Raw genomic sequence first — 16,854 nt, forward strand, 5'->3', positions numbered from 1 at the left:
GCTATATTCAGGATAAAGTTCCATTTGTTCATCAGGGTACGCATTGTTCACTTGTACAAGATTCCATTTTTATTACACTAAATATGTAAACGCTTCACAAAGGACCGATATTAGGAGGTGTGTGTAATGGGCAACAGGAAAGCAGTATGGTTTCTGGTCTTCGCGCTCACGCTAACCATGTTTGGCCTTCATCCCGAACGGACCAGCGCGGCAAGCGTGAACATCACCAACGGTTCCGATTGGCTGGATACCGCTGGCAACCCCATTCAGGCCAATAGCGGAAACATTCTGAAAGTCGGCAGTACGTATTATTGGTACGGCGAGCATGCGGTCAGCGGCAAGTTTGACAGCGTTAATGTCTATACTTCCACCGATCTGAAGAACTGGACGTTCAGCAATGCTATTCTGACCAAGGATTCAGCCACCGAGCTGGCCTCCAGCAAAATCGAACGTCCCAAAGTCATCTACAACGCCGCCACAAAGCAGTATGTGTTATGGGCACATTACGAGAACGGTACAGATTACAATCTGGGGCGGGTTGCGGTAGCAACGAGTAGCACACCAAACGGTAAATTCACGTATGAGGGAAGTTTTCGACCTTTGGATTATGAGTCACGCGACATGACTGTTTTCGTAGATACAGACGGTACAGGTTATCTGATCACAGCATCCCGCAAGAATGGCGGAGCCAATGATACCATGGCTATTTTTAAAATGAACGCCAGCTATACCGGTGTGGAATCCTTTGTGGGTTGGCAATTCGAGAACGCCTATCGTGAAGCTCCTGCCGTTGTGAAAAAGGGCAATCGCTACTACCTCTTCACCTCCCAGGCTGCTGGCTGGTATCCGAATCAGGGCGCGTATGCAACCGCATCGTCCATGACAGGCACGTGGTCCGCTCTTACACCTTATGGAAACCCATCGGCCTTCGGCTCCCAGATCCATGATATTGCTACGATTACAGGCAGCAGCACCACATCCTATATTTATATGGGCGACCGATGGAATCCACTCAATCTTGGTGAACATAAGCATATCTGGCTTCCTTTAACCCTGAATGATTCAAATGGAACCGCCTCACTGGAGTGGTACAAAGAGTGGAATATCGATGCTGTAACAGGCACGGTAACGCCCCCTTCTCTTGTTAATCACGCCCAAGGCAAAACAGCTACCGCCATCTCCACAGCCTCCGGCTCATCTGTATCCAATGTTAACGATGGCAACTATCAGACTTCTTGGGCAGCATCGTCCAATACTTGGCCAGCTTGGTGGCAGGTCGATTTCGGTGCACCGAAGACCATCACGGAGATCGATATCTCCTGGTTTATGTATAAAGGATCTGAGGGCTATTATAAGTACAAAATTGAGATCAGCAACGATGGCGTCAACTACTCCACCCTGGATCGAACCACTAATACCACCTATGGGTTTACGACCGACGCTGTACATTTTACCGCCCGTTATGTACGGATCAATATGGTCAACGCTGTCCTGTGGAACAATCCGGGTAACTGGTACACCCCAACCCTGCATGAGGTCAAAATGTTAGGCCCAGCAACACCTGATGCGACAAATTACAGCCGATTTAGTTCCTTCAATTATCCGGATCGGTACATCCGTCATTCCAACTTCACTGCACGGATCGACGCCAACGTCTCACCTGTACTTGATTCCCAGTTCCGCGTTGTACCCGGCTTGGCCAGCTCTACAGGCATCTCACTGGAGTCCATCAACTTCCCTGGCTATTTCCTGAAACGCAATGCCAGCAACAAAATCGTACTTGAAGCGTACACGGATACCGACACCTACAAAGGAGATGCCACTTTCCTGAGCAGCCCCGGCTGGGCTGACAGCACCAAAGTATCGCTCCAATCGTACAGCCAGCTCGGATATTACATCCGGCATTACAACTATGTATTGCAGCTGGATGCCATCAATGCCTCCAGCAGCGCAACGGTGAAGGGTGACGCCACGTTTGGGCGAACTGATTTCTAATTGATTGAGCAGCCTGTGTCTAGATAAGGAGGCCGCTTCTTCAGGGATCTTGACTGAAGGAGCGACCTCTTTCAGGCGTCAACCATTGCGGTTATGAGCTAATTGAACCATGTATACATAAAGGTCGGGGTATGTTATATTCGTCGTGAACTGATTTGGAGGGGATAATGATGATTATCACAATTGCAACTGGACCCATTTTTGAAGGATAACGCCTAACCGGTCCCATAACTGCGTGTTTCCTTCTCCATGAAGGTGTGAATCCCATGTCAACGTATGAAGTCATTCCCATGATGTATAATTCCAGGGAACAGATTAACGCGATTATTTTGCTTGAACAACAGTGTAAACAACTGGATTCCATTCACCTGAAAGCAGACCTTGACCATATTAGCAAAAAAGACGGAGATCACGCGCTACTCTGTTACCGTGATGGTAATTTGGTCGGACTCCTTAGCTGGTATCCCTCGGACGGCGTAATTGGAAACATTAATGCCATCGTACATCCGCACGAACGCCGCCAAGGTGTGTTCCGCCGTTTGCTAAAGTTTGCTACCGCGGAAATGAAAATAGCAGGCATTAGGCAGCTTAGTTATCGCGTCCCGAACAATTTACCTTCGGGTCTAGGAACTGTTCAATCCCTTGAGGCCGTTCATGATCGGTCAGAGTACGCGATGCAGCTTGTGAACGAAGCCTTTTCGGCTGTACATTCTTCCGATCTGACTTTGTCAGTGGCGGAAGACCAGGACTTTGAATTTATGATCACCTGCTCCGCCCAAGCATTTGGAAATTCCGAGGAATGGACACGCAACTATTTTACAGAAACCGATGAACCTAGCCGGGTCACGTATATTGCATGGAAGAACGAATTGCCTGTAGGGCTTGTCCGAATTAACGTTATCAATGAGACCACGGCCTTTATTCATAATTTTTGTATCCTGCCTGTTTATCAGGGCAAAAGGTTGGGCCGTACTGTCCTTGGCGCTTTAGTGGAACTTCTTATGAAACAACACTATACGGTTATTCGCTTGTCTGTAGTTACGGATAACGACCGTGCCTTGAATTTGTATCGCAGTGTTGGATTTGAGGTACAGTCCGAGTATCAATATTTCAGTGGATCTTTATAAAAGATCTCCTGCCGAGAGATCGTTTTCCTACTAAGGAAAACGATCTTTTTTATGGAGTATCCCTCTTCGCAATATAAACAACATTTAGAAAGATCATATCCCACAACTGAATACATAAGCAGGCGGCAGGTTACGGTACACTCTTGTCATGCTTACGTCTCCGAAAAACTGCTTGAGCAGGCTCCGTTTGAGCAACGTATATTGAAAAGTAATAAACTTGCCATCCTGCTTCAGGTGCTGCCTTGATTTCGTTAAAATGTCCCGTGATACCTCGGCAGGCAGACTCGCAAAAGGCAGTCCGGATACAATGTAATCAACCTTGTTCAGTCCATATTGTCGTATGTGCAGATCGACATGCACGGCAGAATCATGAATGATGTGTACATTCGGAAGATGACCGTACTTTTTGCGAAGCAACTGGCAGAAGCGGGCGTTGTTTTCAATCAAAATCAGGACCGTTCCTGGCTGCATGTTCGCAAGCAGCATTTCCGTAAACACCCCTGTGCCCGGCCCATACTCCACAATGCATGATGCACGGTCAAATGTGATGTCTTTCACCATTTTCGCTGCCAGATATTTTGAGCTGGGGGCAATCGCCCCAATCCATCGGGGACCCTGAATGTATTGCTTCAAAAAGGATAACCATTCCATGCTGTCCGACCCCCTAAGTTGATTTCTGAGATCAGTATAGAATTCAAATCTGAAGAAGCAATCGATGAAACTAAGAAGAATAATGAAGGATTACGACCTTGGCATGCTATATCATATTCCGGAAGGACAAACCTTGCGAATGCTGCGGGTTAAAAGCGTAGAAAACACAAAAAGCCACATTCGATTTCTCGAATGCAGCTCTAACCCTTAAATCACTTTTTGGAATATACAATTTTCTTGATACTGTCGATGGACAAACAAAATTGTTCGATGAGTTGGTCGATGGACACGCCCGCAGCGAATAGCTGGCGGATCTCATCGTTCCTTTGCTTCAACATCAACCGGCTGCCCGAATTTTCGCCCCACTTTTGATGGGCTTCCTTCGGTTTAGGGATATACACCAATCCACCAGGAATGTAGCGCTGGATCTCTTTTATCAATGATTCCGGAATGATCGTGTCCGCATTAATATATTTCATATATGCTCCGCTCCTTAAAAGGTAAGATCTTTAAGGCAGCAGAGTCAATCGATGAACACTTGTTATACGCATTATGCGGGTATGGCGGAAATGGACTTCAAGCTCTATACAAACAACCGCCGTTGTTCATCGCATGGACTCTGCATAGAGCGGATCGTGAAACTTCTTATGAATTGAATCATGGTAGCCCCCCATTCGGTGAATTCTATATTAGTTACTTTCATGGTACTCTTATATGTTCCATATAAGAACACAATATCCTTTTACAACATTCAATACTGGTTCAGACTTCGTTCCAGCATCTCTCTCACTTGTTGTTGCAGCTCCTGCGGCTTAATCACCTTCACATCTGGTCCGTAGGAGAGCAGCTTCCGCGCTGTAAAGGGAAATTCCTCAGGCGGAACCAGTCCTCGCCATTCATTCCCTTCAACCGATTTGAACAGTACATCTGATCCTGCCAGTCTCGCCCCAAAATCTGTAAATTGCAGTACGACTTCCACGCCTTCTCTGTTTTCCTTATAATTCTGCCACTCTTGCAAACTAGGAACCGACTCGTCGATGGTATCCCGCATAACCAGCTCCTGCATGCGATCCACTCGATACAACAGCACCCGATCCTTCCTCCGGGCCGGCATATACCAATACCCGCGATCGTAATAGATGCCTATGGGGAAAGCCTGTACTTTTTTATCTCCCTGTCGGGAATGATATATAAATTCAATCTCTCTTTGTTCTACTGCCGCACCTAGTATCTCTGTTGTTAAAGCCTCGACCTGTACAGCATGATGTTGAAGGAACGTAATGTGCTGCCTCATCCGTGTAATCAGATCCTGTACATCCTGAGGTAAAGTTGAATAATATTCCTCGGCGAGATGCTCACGTATCGATCCATACGGAAAATCCGGGACGTTCTCCAAATATTCAATCATCATAAACAAACCCAACGCCTCATGCTGTGTGAGTTGAAGAGGTGGCAAAATCCGATTAGGAAGCACTCGATAACCCCCGTTCACTCCAACCTCCGTATATAAAGGAAAGCCCAGCTCCTGCAGATCATTCAGATCTCGCTGGATCGTCCGGATCGACACCTGAAAACGCTCCGCCAATTCACGAGCCGTAAATTTCTTTCTCGAATCCATGAGCCGCATTAATGCGAGTTTTCGATTATTCAAATTCACCCCACCTAACTACGTCAACATTTGTCATAGTTGGAGTGTATCATACATATCAGAAGGGAGCGATTAATATGTCTACCAATAAAGTTGTGCTCTACATTGCAATGAGTCTGGATGGGTACATTGCAAGACCCGATGGTTCGGTGGATTGGCTGTTCGATGTGGAAGGCGATGGCGGCGATAACGGGTATGGCGAGTTCTATTCAACGATTGGATCGGTAGTTATGGGACGTCTTACGTATGAAGAGGTGCTCAAGCTGTCAGAGGATTTCCCCTATGCGGATCGCCCGACGTATGTACTTTCCCGTTCCAAACAAGCCCCTGCGCCACACGTACAATTTACGGACGAGGCTGTGGAGAACCTGATTCCTCGATTGAAGCAAGACTTCAGTGGTGACATTTGGATTGTTGGCGGAGGCCAGCTGGTGCAAGCCGTTCTGGAACAACAACTGCTCGATGAGGTTGAGATTACCATTATTCCGAAAATCCTTGGCGAAGGAATTCCCCTATTCCCAACAGGGACGATACCAACCCATTTCAAAATGATTCATACGCAGACACTTGGGCAGATCATTTCGATCCGCTATCAGGTACAAGGGAAGTAACCGTAGTATAAACATCTCCACCCGTTGTATAAGGTGTGTACTAAAGAAGATCCAGGTCTCTCTAATTCAAGAAAGGTCTGGATCTTCCATTGGCTGCCTTCTTTTTGTATGTTCGGTTAATGACTACTGTTTCTCGAAAATATCTGCACTTTCTTCATTGATGTAGTTACAGATATAGATTAAAAAATATAAAGGAGGCGATCCAATGCCGCTAACACACATATAGGCACAAATGCAAGATATATAGTTATTCCTAAAATCCCAATGATTTGCGTGCTACCTAATTCATTTTTTGTAGGTGGGGAATCATAGTATAGCCCAGCTCGTATATCACCATTTGCCTTTAAAGCAGCTATATAGTTATCAATCCTATATTTCTCCCAACCCCATGTTTCTTTTTCTTCAATTAGTTCATCTATAGTCTGAGGCCTATAATTCGTAACTTTTTGTAGATAATCATTATCTATAGCTCGTAATTCACTTTGAATTAATAGGATTACACAGAGAAGAGAAGAGGATATAGCTGCAAAAGTAAAGGGGACAGTGATAGCATAGCCCTCGTAAATCATATATTTGATCATCATATAAACTAGAAAACCAATTAAATTACATAGTACAAAAATGTACTTTATCTTCAAAGTTTCACCTGCTTCATTATGATATTAAAGTTAAGATCTAAATTTCTGGCGTCATATTTACATATACTGCTTTATCCAATTGCCTGAATAAATAAGATACAAAGCTTAGAATATCTAAACAATCCTGCTTACTCACTGGCCATGTTATTTTAGCTCGTGAGCTGTTGGATTTCTAATAGCCTGCATGAGTCCTGAAGATAGAAATTTAATACCGTTTTGAGTATTAACTTCCGATTCTGTCGAACATTTTGTGATCTTTAAAACTCCGTTTTTAGCATCTAAAACATCCATCATCAGATTAGACCCGTCTCTTTGACTCTTAGACTTATCTTTTATTGCATAGTTGTAAGCTTTAGTTGCTTCAAAAACAGCATGAAAATAGTTAGCCTGTATAAAAAACTCCTTGCAGTGCTTTACTACTTCAGGATGAAAATCTCTATTATAGAATGTTTGTATTTCATCCTTGTTGACTAAATTATATGAGAGACCGTTTTCCGACAAAATCTTGACTACTTCCTTTTCTGTTTCTTCAGTAGTAGCTAATTCCTTGCAAAATTTGATTAACATTTTATCTCTAGATTCATTATCCATACTTACTTTTGCGAGAGTCATAATCCAGTCATAAATTAATTTAGCTCTGCTCGATGTAATTGATTCCATAGGAAAACTATCTCTTTCAAAACCAAAAACTCCATTCCCTATTCTGTCTATCTCTTTACCTGTTGAACTCGAGGTAAACACACTCCCTATCTTGATTGCAATTAGCCTGTAATTCATTACATATTCCCCTTCTTTCTCTGCTCAAGATTACAAATTATACCTAAATACAACGTATTCGAGCATATATAAGCATTTTCCTTCAGGATCTTCTGGTAGGTTAAATGGTGTATGCATCTAAGAAAATCTTCAAGCTGCGGGATAGTTCAATAAATCACTTTGCCTTGAAAATTAACGTTTATAAACCGATAATATAAAAGGTAATTCAATAAAAAATAGTTGCTTTATTAGTAGAAGGTAGAATTGAACGTTCGGATAAGATCGCAAAATTCGCAACTGATAATGAATCCGGACTAACACGGGATTTAGCGAACAATCTATCTGCAGCGGAACTTACGGAGACTTGGAAAAGTGCAGCTGAGAAAGATATTGATGAAAAACTGAACGTTGTTTCCGAAGAAGATTATCCTGCAGCTATTAATGAAACCTTCAAAATCTTAACAGCAGAGACCAAACGATTATGTGGCGTGACTAATTTTGAACCAGAAATACCGAGAAAAGTGGAAGAAAAGAATTCTATAGGTATGGATCATATTCAAGGGATTTCCGTTTCTAAAGCAGAGAAAACATTAAAGATAGATATCATCCAATACAAAACAACACCTGTACGGATAAAGATGAAAAATAGTAAAGCTATTATTCAAGATCAGTTAGTGTTTAATTTTTAAATATACACCACAAATAAAGAGGCTGGAGATTTCTTCAGCCTCTTTTTGTTTGCAGGGAACTCCTCTCAACTTCTATATGAATTCTCCTTAATAGTACATTTCTCGCCGGTATACTTGACATTCTTTTACATATAGCTGTAATATAATAGTATATATGGTTTTGTTTTATACATTTAGTATTGTCGAACATACAATAGTTCTAAATCGTTAATACATATGATTTAACTTCGTCTAACACAATTATTTGGTGCATCATTGAAATTATTTATGGTTAAAATTGATTGTCTACTCCTTTACGGAGCTAAACAATAGTAGCTGTTGTAGTCTTAGCTTAAAATTCAGAGGGGAGGATAAGAGTTTCTGTCTAATTTTTATAAAATTTGAAGGGAGTTAGACTAAATGAATATCAATTTTCTAAACCACAAGTCTTTAAAGTATATGCTGGGAACAATACTCGCAATGGGGTTATTCATTATTTTCAATACGTCTGCTCATGCTGCAGACTCTGAAGTAATTGATGTATCTGAAGTTCAACAATTACATGAAAAAGCCAAGAGTCTTGAATTAGTGAAGGTTGTAAATGGCGCAATAGATATCAACGAAATAAAGATCAATAAAGATAAGCTTGAAGTTACAAATGAGAACGCATACCAAGACTATCTAAAAGGACTCGAATCAACAAACCTTTTAATTGAAGGTGGATATGCATATATTGATGATAATAATGATCCCCAAATAGTTTCTGAAGAAAAAATACAGAAACTATCAAGTGAAGAAACTGGTCAACTGAGTTCTAATGAAATTAAGCCATTCGCCGAAATTCTGGACCTTAAAGGGATGGTCAATGCAAATAGAGCTGAATTGTCGACTTACTACTGGAATGTTTATTACTCTTCCGCTATCACAGGACAACCCCTTCAAACTGCCATCATGTCCTCTGCATTATGGTTTAAAGGAAAGGTACAAGCTCGTGGTCCATGGGATTACAAAACTCAACCAGGTTGGGGCGGGGCAAGTAAACAATGGTATGCCGATACACACACAGGCCGTAGATACGTAACTACTGAATATATCGGAAATTACAATTATGGATTCACTGGCCAATTTCTATTCCCACTGACAATTTTATTTTATGGCGGTCAGTATGCTAACGGTAATATCTGGTCCCCAGAAGATATGAATGATAGAGCAGCCATTCAAGATGGATTTAACGACGCCACAAGATAACAAATAGTAATGGACATATTATTCAACTGAATTCTATAATATAAAGAAATGATTCCTATAATATTAGGAATCATTTCTTTATATATGCATAAAAACCTGAATGTATCCAATAATTCCAAAAATTATTTGAGGGAAGAGGTGATTTATTTTGATGAAAAAAATGAGCTGGATTTCATTGTTTTTTATTCTTTTTTTGTACATTATTACGTTTTACTCAGCATATTCTAATATGAATAATAAGTGGCTAGTCATTCCACCGAACTATGTAATTCTACTTTTTTCTATAGTTGCGCTAACCCTAGCTATACTAGGTTTCAAAGATAAGTTCAACAAGTCTGTGAAGTTGAGAAGTTGGATTTCAACAGTTCTTTCCACAATTTTAATTTTAATTATGATTGTTGTTGTGTCATTTACAACTATGTTTTCAGGATCAAAGGAGTTACTTACAACTACACAATCGCCAGATAAGCAGTATACGATAAATTTTTATAAAACCGACGCAGGGGCAATGGGCTCATACGGGGTTATTGGTGAATTAGAGGGGCCGCTCTGGTTTAAAAAATTAATATACTCCCAGCATAAGGTAGATCAAATAGACTTGAAATGGGATAATAACCACACGGTTTTAATTAATGATCACAAAGTGAATTTGATGCAAGGGGAGTCTTCGATTGTGCAATAAAGGCCGGTATCTTTGAAACTCTCCAGCATGCAAAGAGCAGTTCTTGCCTTGGGTCAATTAACCTATAACAACGAGAGGCTAGAAAGTATCCCATCCTCTCGTTGTTTTGTCGTCACTGTTATATCATAAATTCTGTTTGTACCGGAACGTGGCAATCCTCCAGCTTAACCATTTGTCTGATATTATATTCCTAGCATTCCATGAATGTCGTAGATGCTGCAGCTATCTACTGGGATGAGTTTAGAGGCAGCAAACACCTAAATCTTCTACCCACGTTATATCCTCTAAAATCTGTAGAAAGGAACGGGGATTTATGCAGTAGCACATTGGACTCACCCAACCAATGAAAAGTCTGCCGATCACTATACTGACTGAATATCTTCCAAAAAACACACGTTTTTAATTTTGAGATGACATAAAGCTGTTCCACCAATTTAATGGAAAGATGTATCGCTCTTGTAAATACTTTGAACCTCCTGAGTCGAATCGACCTTAAAGATAATATTCTGAGCGGTGATTTCTTTTACCCCTAAAATACACCCCATACCCGTCCTATAGAAATGCTCCCCTGACTGAATTCGTTTTTATTTTATAATTCCCCTTAGATATTCCGCTAACGCATCAGCAGTCCTTCGATGAGATAACTCACCCGGATGACTTCTGGCGCCTACCGTCTCCTCGGTCGTATTGGGAAGCTGTATCACCGAGACTTTCGTATCTCCAGCCTGTTTCGTATAAGTGTGCACAGCACGATAGATCGCTGGCATCATTGGGAATCCAAGCATGCCGTATGCCCATACGAGATGTGCTTCTGGGTTGTTTTTACGAAGTTGAATTAGGAATCGGGTCGCGGCATTCTCAAAAGCAGCCAGATCCTCTTCATGATAAGTCCCATCTTCGTTCAGGCGTTGCTTATAAATCTTTCCGGTAACGGGGTCCTGCCACTCCGGGGTTTGAAAGGCTCCTCCATCATTGCTTCCCAGATTAACCACCACTACATCTGGCTGCCAGGAATTGAAATCATGCTTGTCCCCTGCACCAAGTGCTTCGTTCTTATCTCCGGTCACCAATCCACAGATTTGCTCGTAATAAGCAGGGATGTTCCCATTCGGATTGTTATCCCAACTCGTCAGCACACCCCAACCGCTCTGCGAGATGACGCGGTATTCTGCATTCAGTGCTTCTGCTGTCATAGCCGTATAATTATGTATGGCACTGAACCACATCGGAATCCAATCTTCTTCCGCTTTAGCACCGATCGCGCCTTCTCCTGATGTAATACTGTCGCCGATAAATTCAATTTTGTACGGTCTCTCCTCTACAGGTACGAAGACACCATCCGATTTCAACGCATGAATTTGCAGGGAACCACCCGGATCTCCACTCATGGCCTGTACATCTTTGACGATACGTACATTTTTCACCACATTCTCGTTCATGCCTCGGAATACGCAGATCCAATACCTTCCCGCGGTTAACATCTGTCTGCTCACCGGGACACCGTTAATCAGAACGCTAATCCAAGGTTCATACAAGTCATAATCGGACTCGATCTCCACCCACAACTCAGAGCCTTTTAAATTAAGTTCAACCGCACTTCCGGTCCAAAACAGGGTTAAGGGCGCAAGCTGTCCTGTTGTTCTGCCATGTACTTTGAGATTGCTGACATCAGACAACGCATACGATTGTAATCTCTCATTAACTCCCACGATGTTTCCTCCCGCATGATTATTGCCCCAAAGGGGCAATCTCATCGAACTAGATTTTGAGAAAATAATCCACATGCTTCTGGTACTTCTCGTACCAGATTTTCCATTCTGCTTCACGCGATTCCAATGTACGGCCATCCAGCAATGCCTCAATGACGTTCAGGCAGACATGCCATCCCGCTAGATCTTTAGGTGTATGGCTTGTCATATGATGAATGGTTTCGATCAGCAGCAGACGACACCCATTCGGCTCTGGATACAGCTCAAATCGGACCCGGTCTTCAGCCCAAGTGTATTCTAGAACAGAGCCAGGGATAAGCTCGATAATGTCGAGTTCCTTGAAGGTACCATCCGGCATATTAAACTTGATGCTTCCACCTTCCCGAAGGTCCGTTACTTCGAGTTCGGAGAACCATTCTGCAAGCTTTTCGTTTTCCGTCAAAAAGGACCATACATCCTCCGCAGCGTGCTTCCAATGACGTTCGAAACAGGCTGTTGTGCCATTCGGTGCTCGCTTCAAATCTGCAATCATAGCGTACCTCCTATATTACGATCAATGGGCTAAAGAATGTGGTTATGGGCAAAATTAACCGATATTATGCAATGCCTGAAGCGCTTCCTCTTTCGTTTTCAAAAAGAAAACATGCTTGCCATGGTTGCACTCATAGATGAAGTCCCTGAGGCTTTTGCTGTTGTATCCGTCAAAATCCCCGACTATGGCAAGCTTCACCTGATAATTCACGTATTTCTGCAAAATGTCACCCGCAAGTTTCGTCTTCAGTTCGAAGAAGTCTTCGGTAAGGTTGGATTTATCAATCAGGATTTTATGCGCGTCATCCGTGTATTTCACGGAGGCCATCAAATCCAGTGCATCCTGTGCATTGTTGATAACGATGTCATTACTTTCGATGATGGCAACCTTGGAGCTGCCCTGTTGATCAATAGTTATATTCATTTCACTCACCTTTTCCTCATTAAATTATTGAATTAATATTCGGTCATCCATAAATCGGGTGATATGTTGCACAGCATGCCGAATATACTTGCTATCATCATACAGCTTACTCAGCATAACGCCCCCCTCGATAATGGCGATGATGTTGCTGCTTACTTCCTCCAGTGCAATATCTGCTCTGAATTCCTTTTGCTCCACACCCTGAACTAGGACCTGTGTCAGCTCATTCAGCAGATTGGTCATGGCATGCTGTGCCCTTTCTTTCAGCAAAGGATGTGCATCATCACTTTCCACCGCAGTATTTAGTAGGGGGCATCCTCCTTCCAGCGTATTGTTTTCCATCATATCAATATAAACACCGCATATGGCGAGTAGTTTGTCTTTGGAATTTGTTACACCTTCAAGAGCCTGTGAATGGAATTGCAGCATCTGTGATACCGAGTAATCAAAAGCAGCCAGTGCTATCTCATCTTTAGTTTCAAAATGATTATAAATTCCGCCCTTTCGAACGCCACAACGTTCTATAATTTCAGACAGGGAGGCACCGGTGTATCCCTTGGTGTTGAAAAGTGCTGCCGACTCACGAATGATATGTTCTTTGGTGATTTGGCCTTTGCGCAGAATGCTCCCCCCTATTCCATTCATACCGATTGGTCTTAAAATATCATACGCCTATGGCTTAATACAAGCACGTATTCACAGGTTTGATGTCATGAAAATGGAATTTCAAGGATATTGCATGAGCAGTATGGTTTATGTTATTTTAAAACAGACCGGTCGGTATTATTTTGTAAATACACGTTCCATCTAAGGAGAGTATTCGCCATGACCCTAACCATTCAACATATCCGCCACGCTACCTCCCTCATCACCATACAAGGAAAAACGATTCTGCTCGATCCAATGTTAAGTGATGCAGGAGAACTTCCGCCTATCCCCTTCACACGTCATATTCGTAGAAACCCTACGGTCCCACTACCTGTGCGACTGGAAACCTTCGATCACATTGATGCGATACTCGTTACACATTTGCATGTCGACCACTTTGACAAAACGGCAAAAAAGATACTGAGCAAAAAGATACCTGTACTTTGCCAGCCGGAGGATCAACAACGCATTATATCGTGGGGGTTCGAGAATGTATTCCCGATCGAGCAGTTCAGACACTGGGAGGGTATAGATTTTACAAGAATTCGTGGTCAGCACGCAAAAGGAAAAATCGCAAAACTGCTTGGCCCCGTATGCGGGTTCATCTTGAACACACCTGACGACGGATCATTGTATATTGTGGGTGATTGTGTCCTTACAGATCAGATTAAGCAAGTGTTCCATCAGCACAAACCCCGGATATGCATCGTCAATGCACCAAACGCTCAACTGTTATTTGGTTCCGTCATTACCATGGTACCCGAGGATATCGGTACAATCTTGAAGATTTCACCTTCCACCAAAGTTGTCGCTGTACATATGGATGCCATTCGACATTGTACTTCATCCCGGGTGGATATGTTGCATTACATGGGACTGCAACATCTGCTGAATTCTGTTGTCATCCCGGCGGATGGTGAAAGGATCTGCTTTTAAGTGCCATCGGGCATGTGCCGAGAAAATGAAACTCTAATGCATGACGCCTTTTACGTAATAGGAATACCGGATTTCCAGCGATGGTACCATTCCTTGATATTTTCACTAACCGGCATATCGAGGTTCTGCTCCATTCTGCTCGTTAGAAGACGATATTGTTCTTCTACACCAAGAACCTCATTCATGGAATCATAAAGCCTCATCAATGCAAAGTAGCTTTCTTCTTCGTGGGGGAGCATGTTCTGAATGCTTTCAGCAACTTCAATGGCCTTCCTTTGCATTCCCCGCTGCTCGTAGAAATCAGATAGCTGTCTCATATGATACAACCATAAGTAACGCAGTCTTTCCCGTTCATGTTCAGCCCAGACATACTCGTAATTCCCGAGATACGTGCCTTCGTACATCCTTAACACCCGCTCGAAAGCCTCGGCTGTACTGTCATCGACAACCTTCCACTGGCGCATCTCGCTTTCCCACAGTTCAGTATCCAGTTGCGCATCCCCTGTTTCAAGCCTGTAACCGGCTTCTAGGTCTCCGCTCCGAATCGTAATCATATCCATGTGATGAGCTTTTAGCGTGCGACGCACGTGATAGATTGTCGTATACAACTGATGCTGCACCTTGGATTCTTCAAATTCTGGCCAGAGAAGTTCCAGCAGCGTGCTTCGGTAGACCATCTGATTGCGATGATGCAGTAAATAGGCGAACAATTCCTGTGCTTTGCTGGTACGCCATTTGACAGTCTGTGCGTCCATACCCGGAAGCTTGAACCGAATCTGATTAAAACAGCAAATTAACGGCAACTTGATATCACGTGTTATATTAACACGCTTTAATTTTAATTTTTCATTTACCCGTAATAAGGTTTGACGCAGACGCCCTTGTTGGATCGGCTTCATGATATAATCCAACGCATACAGCTCAAAAGCACGTACAGCATATTGGTCATAACTGGTCACAAAAATAATTTCGACACCCGGCGCAGCCGCCTGAATCTGCCGACCCAGATCCAACCCGTCGATTTCCGGCATATGGATATCCAGAAACACAACATCAGGCCGATGAAGAAGTACGCCTGTCATCACCTCTGTCGAATCGGAATATGTAGCAACCACTTCCACACCGTCTAATTCACGTTCTATCGATTTTCTAAGCCCAATCAGTGCCAATCGCTCATCGTCAACCAATATGACTTTCACAGGAGCTTCCTCCTCGACCCGCTGTCATCAAATTTTAATCATCATTATATCACAGCAGTATACTTAAAAACCCATGGCCTACATATGAGTTTGACCATGGGCATCCTTAATTAAATTCGCTTTGGGAATGGATACGACAAATGCGGAGCCCCTATCGCCTTGCGAAGTCGATTCCACCCTGATTCTTCCTTCCAGGGACTGAACGATATCACGTACATGGGACAGGCCGATTCCGGTTGCTGCTATGCCCACTTCATTGAACTTGGTCGTATACCCTGGCTCGAAAATTACGTCTCGCTTCGCCTCTGGTACCCCTTTTCCAGAATCGATGACTTCAAAATGCACATTTCCATCCTGCTGCAAAACTCGAATCCGGATCGTTCCTTCATTCTCAATGGCTTCCACGGCATTAGCAATCAGATTGTTCATCACCGTCAAGAGAGGAATGTAGTAAGGGGAGTCGCAATCATAGTGCTGCTCAATATGGATCTCAATCTTTTTGTTCAGCATTTCACTATATTTCCGGTTTCCTTTGGTCGCAAAGTTCAGTACCTCGGAAAGACTCATATTCACTGATTTTTCGCTATCATACAATTTCAACAGACCTGCCAGGATACGTTGGGAATCCTTTTTGACCTCATGAATCTGTTGGGCAATACCGAGCGTCCGCTGGCTATATTGGTTCAAGTCCTGCTCTCTGAGATCCCGATAAAGGTTGTAACTGTCTACGGCAATGCCTTCAATAGTATTCATGGCTTTTTTCAGATAAAAGACTTCACCGTACAGACCTGAGTTCACACTTAGCATCTGCTCCATCCGCTTCTCTTGCTCCGCATGCAGCAATCGCATCTGCCTCACCGCAAAGCTGTTATACAATCCGATGATAAAATAGCTGCGCAAACCACCGAGCACCAGCAGATAAAGCCATTCTTTCATATAAAAGATATTCGTCCCACTCAAGACACCGCGAATGAAAAGCTCCACGAGATTAGATGAAAAATCAATACAAGTAATTAATCCACCCAGCAGGAGAGGCGGTATTTCGTGGAATCTGTCCTTGAACTTGCTGAGGCCGTAGGTGAACACGACGTAATACATTCCCGCGCCCAGATTATCCTGCATGCTTTCGATGATCGAGATCGAATTCACATGATTCAGTAAATCAGCCGATTGAAAAATGAAGTTCGCAATCCCTGCCAATATTCCCGTCTTCACATAAGACAGATGTGGCATGATCATCAGCAAAAATAAAAGTATACTAACACCCAAACCAATCCGGAAGTAATCCTCCCGAAATGGATTTATTTTAAAAAGTGCTCCCACTGCTGTAGCAAGAGCAACAGCAAGCATTTGCACATTTTCGTTTCGAACCCAATTACGCAT

Annotated in this window: 18 protein-coding genes; 7 read left to right on the forward strand and 11 right to left on the reverse strand. The window is 43.0% G+C overall.

Going from position 1 to position 16,854, the window contains the following annotated elements:
- Window positions 1-177 precede the first annotated feature (177 nt).
- Both DC345_RS11700 and DC345_RS11705 read left to right on the forward strand, forming a co-directional pair.
- Window positions 178-1,995, forward strand: a complete 1,818-nt coding sequence (locus tag DC345_RS11700; RefSeq protein WP_258530638.1) for an AbfB domain-containing protein — start codon at window positions 178-180, stop codon at window positions 1,993-1,995.
- Window positions 1,996-2,261: 266 nt separating this feature from the next.
- Window positions 2,262-3,122, forward strand: coding sequence for a GNAT family N-acetyltransferase (locus DC345_RS11705; RefSeq protein ID WP_113053232.1), 861 nt, complete (start codon window positions 2,262-2,264; stop codon window positions 3,120-3,122).
- A 93-nt stretch (window positions 3,123-3,215) separates the two neighbouring features.
- Here DC345_RS11705 and DC345_RS11710 read toward each other — a convergent pair whose 3' ends face one another.
- The 3 genes from DC345_RS11710 to DC345_RS11720 form a co-directional block, all read right to left on the reverse strand.
- Entirely contained in the window at window positions 3,216-3,773 is a 558-nt protein-coding gene (locus DC345_RS11710; protein WP_113053233.1) for a class I SAM-dependent methyltransferase, read from the reverse strand.
- 212 nt (window positions 3,774-3,985) lie between these two features.
- Window positions 3,986-4,252: a CD3324 family protein gene (locus DC345_RS11715; protein ID WP_113053234.1), complete on the reverse strand. Its 267-nt coding sequence runs from the start codon at window positions 4,250-4,252 to the stop codon at window positions 3,986-3,988.
- A gap of 272 nt (window positions 4,253-4,524) precedes the next feature.
- Window positions 4,525-5,430, reverse strand: coding sequence for a helix-turn-helix transcriptional regulator (locus DC345_RS11720; RefSeq protein ID WP_309304327.1), 906 nt, complete (start codon window positions 5,428-5,430; stop codon window positions 4,525-4,527).
- Between the two features lie 68 nt (window positions 5,431-5,498).
- Here DC345_RS11720 and DC345_RS11725 point away from each other — a divergent pair, with 68 nt between their 5' ends.
- Entirely contained in the window at window positions 5,499-6,032 is a 534-nt protein-coding gene (locus tag DC345_RS11725) for a dihydrofolate reductase family protein (protein ID WP_113053236.1), read from the forward strand.
- Between the two features lie 179 nt (window positions 6,033-6,211).
- Here DC345_RS11725 and DC345_RS11730 read toward each other — a convergent pair whose 3' ends face one another.
- Window positions 6,212-6,601 (reverse strand): hypothetical protein, encoded by a 390-nt coding sequence (locus DC345_RS11730; RefSeq protein WP_146752125.1) that lies wholly within the window; start codon window positions 6,599-6,601, stop codon window positions 6,212-6,214.
- Between the two features lie 213 nt (window positions 6,602-6,814).
- Window positions 6,815-7,447: a TIGR02391 family protein gene (locus DC345_RS11735; protein ID WP_220095238.1), complete on the reverse strand. Its 633-nt coding sequence runs from the start codon at window positions 7,445-7,447 to the stop codon at window positions 6,815-6,817.
- 467 nt (window positions 7,448-7,914) lie between these two features.
- On the opposite strand from DC345_RS11735, the gene DC345_RS31490 reads away from it, so the two are divergent.
- The 3 genes from DC345_RS31490 (at window position 7,915) to DC345_RS11745 (ending at window position 10,024) form a co-directional block, all read left to right on the forward strand.
- On the forward strand, window positions 7,915-8,115 hold the full coding sequence (locus tag DC345_RS31490) for a hypothetical protein (RefSeq protein WP_146752126.1): 201 nt from the start codon (window positions 7,915-7,917) through the stop codon (window positions 8,113-8,115).
- A gap of 399 nt (window positions 8,116-8,514) precedes the next feature.
- Complete coding sequence (locus DC345_RS11740) at window positions 8,515-9,342, forward strand: polymorphic toxin type 44 domain-containing protein (RefSeq protein WP_113053238.1); 828 nt, start codon at window positions 8,515-8,517, stop codon at window positions 9,340-9,342.
- A 151-nt stretch (window positions 9,343-9,493) separates the two neighbouring features.
- Window positions 9,494-10,024: a DUF5412 family protein gene (locus tag DC345_RS11745; RefSeq protein ID WP_113053239.1), complete on the forward strand. Its 531-nt coding sequence runs from the start codon at window positions 9,494-9,496 to the stop codon at window positions 10,022-10,024.
- Between the two features lie 584 nt (window positions 10,025-10,608).
- On the opposite strand, the gene DC345_RS11750 is transcribed toward DC345_RS11745, so the two are convergent.
- The 4 genes from DC345_RS11750 to DC345_RS11765 are packed head-to-tail and all read right to left on the reverse strand — an operon-like array spanning window position 10,609 to window position 13,333.
- Window positions 10,609-11,733 (reverse strand): SGNH/GDSL hydrolase family protein, encoded by a 1,125-nt coding sequence (locus DC345_RS11750; protein ID WP_113053240.1) that lies wholly within the window; start codon window positions 11,731-11,733, stop codon window positions 10,609-10,611.
- A gap of 49 nt (window positions 11,734-11,782) precedes the next feature.
- On the reverse strand, window positions 11,783-12,265 hold the full coding sequence (locus DC345_RS11755) for an SRPBCC family protein (protein WP_113053241.1): 483 nt from the start codon (window positions 12,263-12,265) through the stop codon (window positions 11,783-11,785).
- A gap of 54 nt (window positions 12,266-12,319) precedes the next feature.
- Window positions 12,320-12,688, reverse strand: coding sequence for a DUF4180 domain-containing protein (locus DC345_RS11760; protein WP_113053242.1), 369 nt, complete (start codon window positions 12,686-12,688; stop codon window positions 12,320-12,322).
- 24 nt (window positions 12,689-12,712) lie between these two features.
- Window positions 12,713-13,333 carry a TetR/AcrR family transcriptional regulator gene (locus DC345_RS11765; RefSeq protein WP_258530626.1) on the reverse strand — a complete coding sequence of 207 codons (621 nt, stop codon included), beginning with the start codon at window positions 13,331-13,333 and terminating at the stop codon, window positions 12,713-12,715.
- Between the two features lie 180 nt (window positions 13,334-13,513).
- Here DC345_RS11765 and DC345_RS11770 point away from each other — a divergent pair, with 180 nt between their 5' ends.
- Window positions 13,514-14,272: an MBL fold metallo-hydrolase gene (locus DC345_RS11770; protein ID WP_113053243.1), complete on the forward strand. Its 759-nt coding sequence runs from the start codon at window positions 13,514-13,516 to the stop codon at window positions 14,270-14,272.
- Between the two features lie 50 nt (window positions 14,273-14,322).
- Here DC345_RS11770 and DC345_RS11775 read toward each other — a convergent pair whose 3' ends face one another.
- Both DC345_RS11775 and DC345_RS11780 read right to left on the reverse strand, forming a co-directional pair.
- Entirely contained in the window at window positions 14,323-15,471 is a 1,149-nt protein-coding gene (locus DC345_RS11775) for a response regulator (RefSeq protein ID WP_113053244.1), read from the reverse strand.
- Window positions 15,472-15,549: 78 nt separating this feature from the next.
- Window positions 15,550-16,854, reverse strand: coding sequence for a sensor histidine kinase (locus tag DC345_RS11780; protein ID WP_113053245.1), 1,305 nt, complete (start codon window positions 16,852-16,854; stop codon window positions 15,550-15,552).

The sequence above is a fragment of the Paenibacillus taichungensis genome, assembly GCF_003287275.1.
GTDB lineage: Bacteria > Bacillota > Bacilli > Paenibacillales > Paenibacillaceae > Paenibacillus > Paenibacillus taichungensis_A.

What these genes read in the sequence shown, in the direction of transcription:
- DC345_RS11735 (WP_220095238.1), bottom strand. Translation starts at nt 7,447, where the DNA reads ATGAATTACAGGCTAATTGCAATCAAGATAGGGAGTGTGTTTACCTCG.
- DC345_RS11760 (WP_113053242.1), bottom strand. Translation starts at nt 12,688, where the DNA reads ATGAATATAACTATTGATCAACAGGGCAGCTCCAAGGTTGCCATCATC.
- DC345_RS11765 (WP_258530626.1), bottom strand. Translation starts at nt 13,333, where the DNA reads ATGAATGGAATAGGGGGGAGCATTCTGCGCAAAGGCCAAATCACCAAA.
- DC345_RS11725 (WP_113053236.1), top strand. Translation starts at nt 5,499, where the DNA reads ATGTCTACCAATAAAGTTGTGCTCTACATTGCAATGAGTCTGGATGGG.
- DC345_RS11705 (WP_113053232.1), top strand. Translation starts at nt 2,262, where the DNA reads ATGTCAACGTATGAAGTCATTCCCATGATGTATAATTCCAGGGAACAG.
- DC345_RS11700 (WP_258530638.1), top strand. Translation starts at nt 178, where the DNA reads ATGTTTGGCCTTCATCCCGAACGGACCAGCGCGGCAAGCGTGAACATC.
- DC345_RS11740 (WP_113053238.1), top strand. Translation starts at nt 8,515, where the DNA reads ATGAATATCAATTTTCTAAACCACAAGTCTTTAAAGTATATGCTGGGA.
- DC345_RS11755 (WP_113053241.1), bottom strand. Translation starts at nt 12,265, where the DNA reads ATGATTGCAGATTTGAAGCGAGCACCGAATGGCACAACAGCCTGTTTC.
- DC345_RS11745 (WP_113053239.1), top strand. Translation starts at nt 9,494, where the DNA reads ATGAAAAAAATGAGCTGGATTTCATTGTTTTTTATTCTTTTTTTGTAC.
- DC345_RS11780 (WP_113053245.1), bottom strand. Translation starts at nt 16,854, where the DNA reads ATGCGTAATTGGGTTCGAAACGAAAATGTGCAAATGCTTGCTGTTGCT.
- DC345_RS11770 (WP_113053243.1), top strand. Translation starts at nt 13,514, where the DNA reads ATGACCCTAACCATTCAACATATCCGCCACGCTACCTCCCTCATCACC.
- DC345_RS11730 (WP_146752125.1), bottom strand. Translation starts at nt 6,601, where the DNA reads ATGATTTACGAGGGCTATGCTATCACTGTCCCCTTTACTTTTGCAGCT.
- DC345_RS11715 (WP_113053234.1), bottom strand. Translation starts at nt 4,252, where the DNA reads ATGAAATATATTAATGCGGACACGATCATTCCGGAATCATTGATAAAA.
- DC345_RS11710 (WP_113053233.1), bottom strand. Translation starts at nt 3,773, where the DNA reads ATGGAATGGTTATCCTTTTTGAAGCAATACATTCAGGGTCCCCGATGG.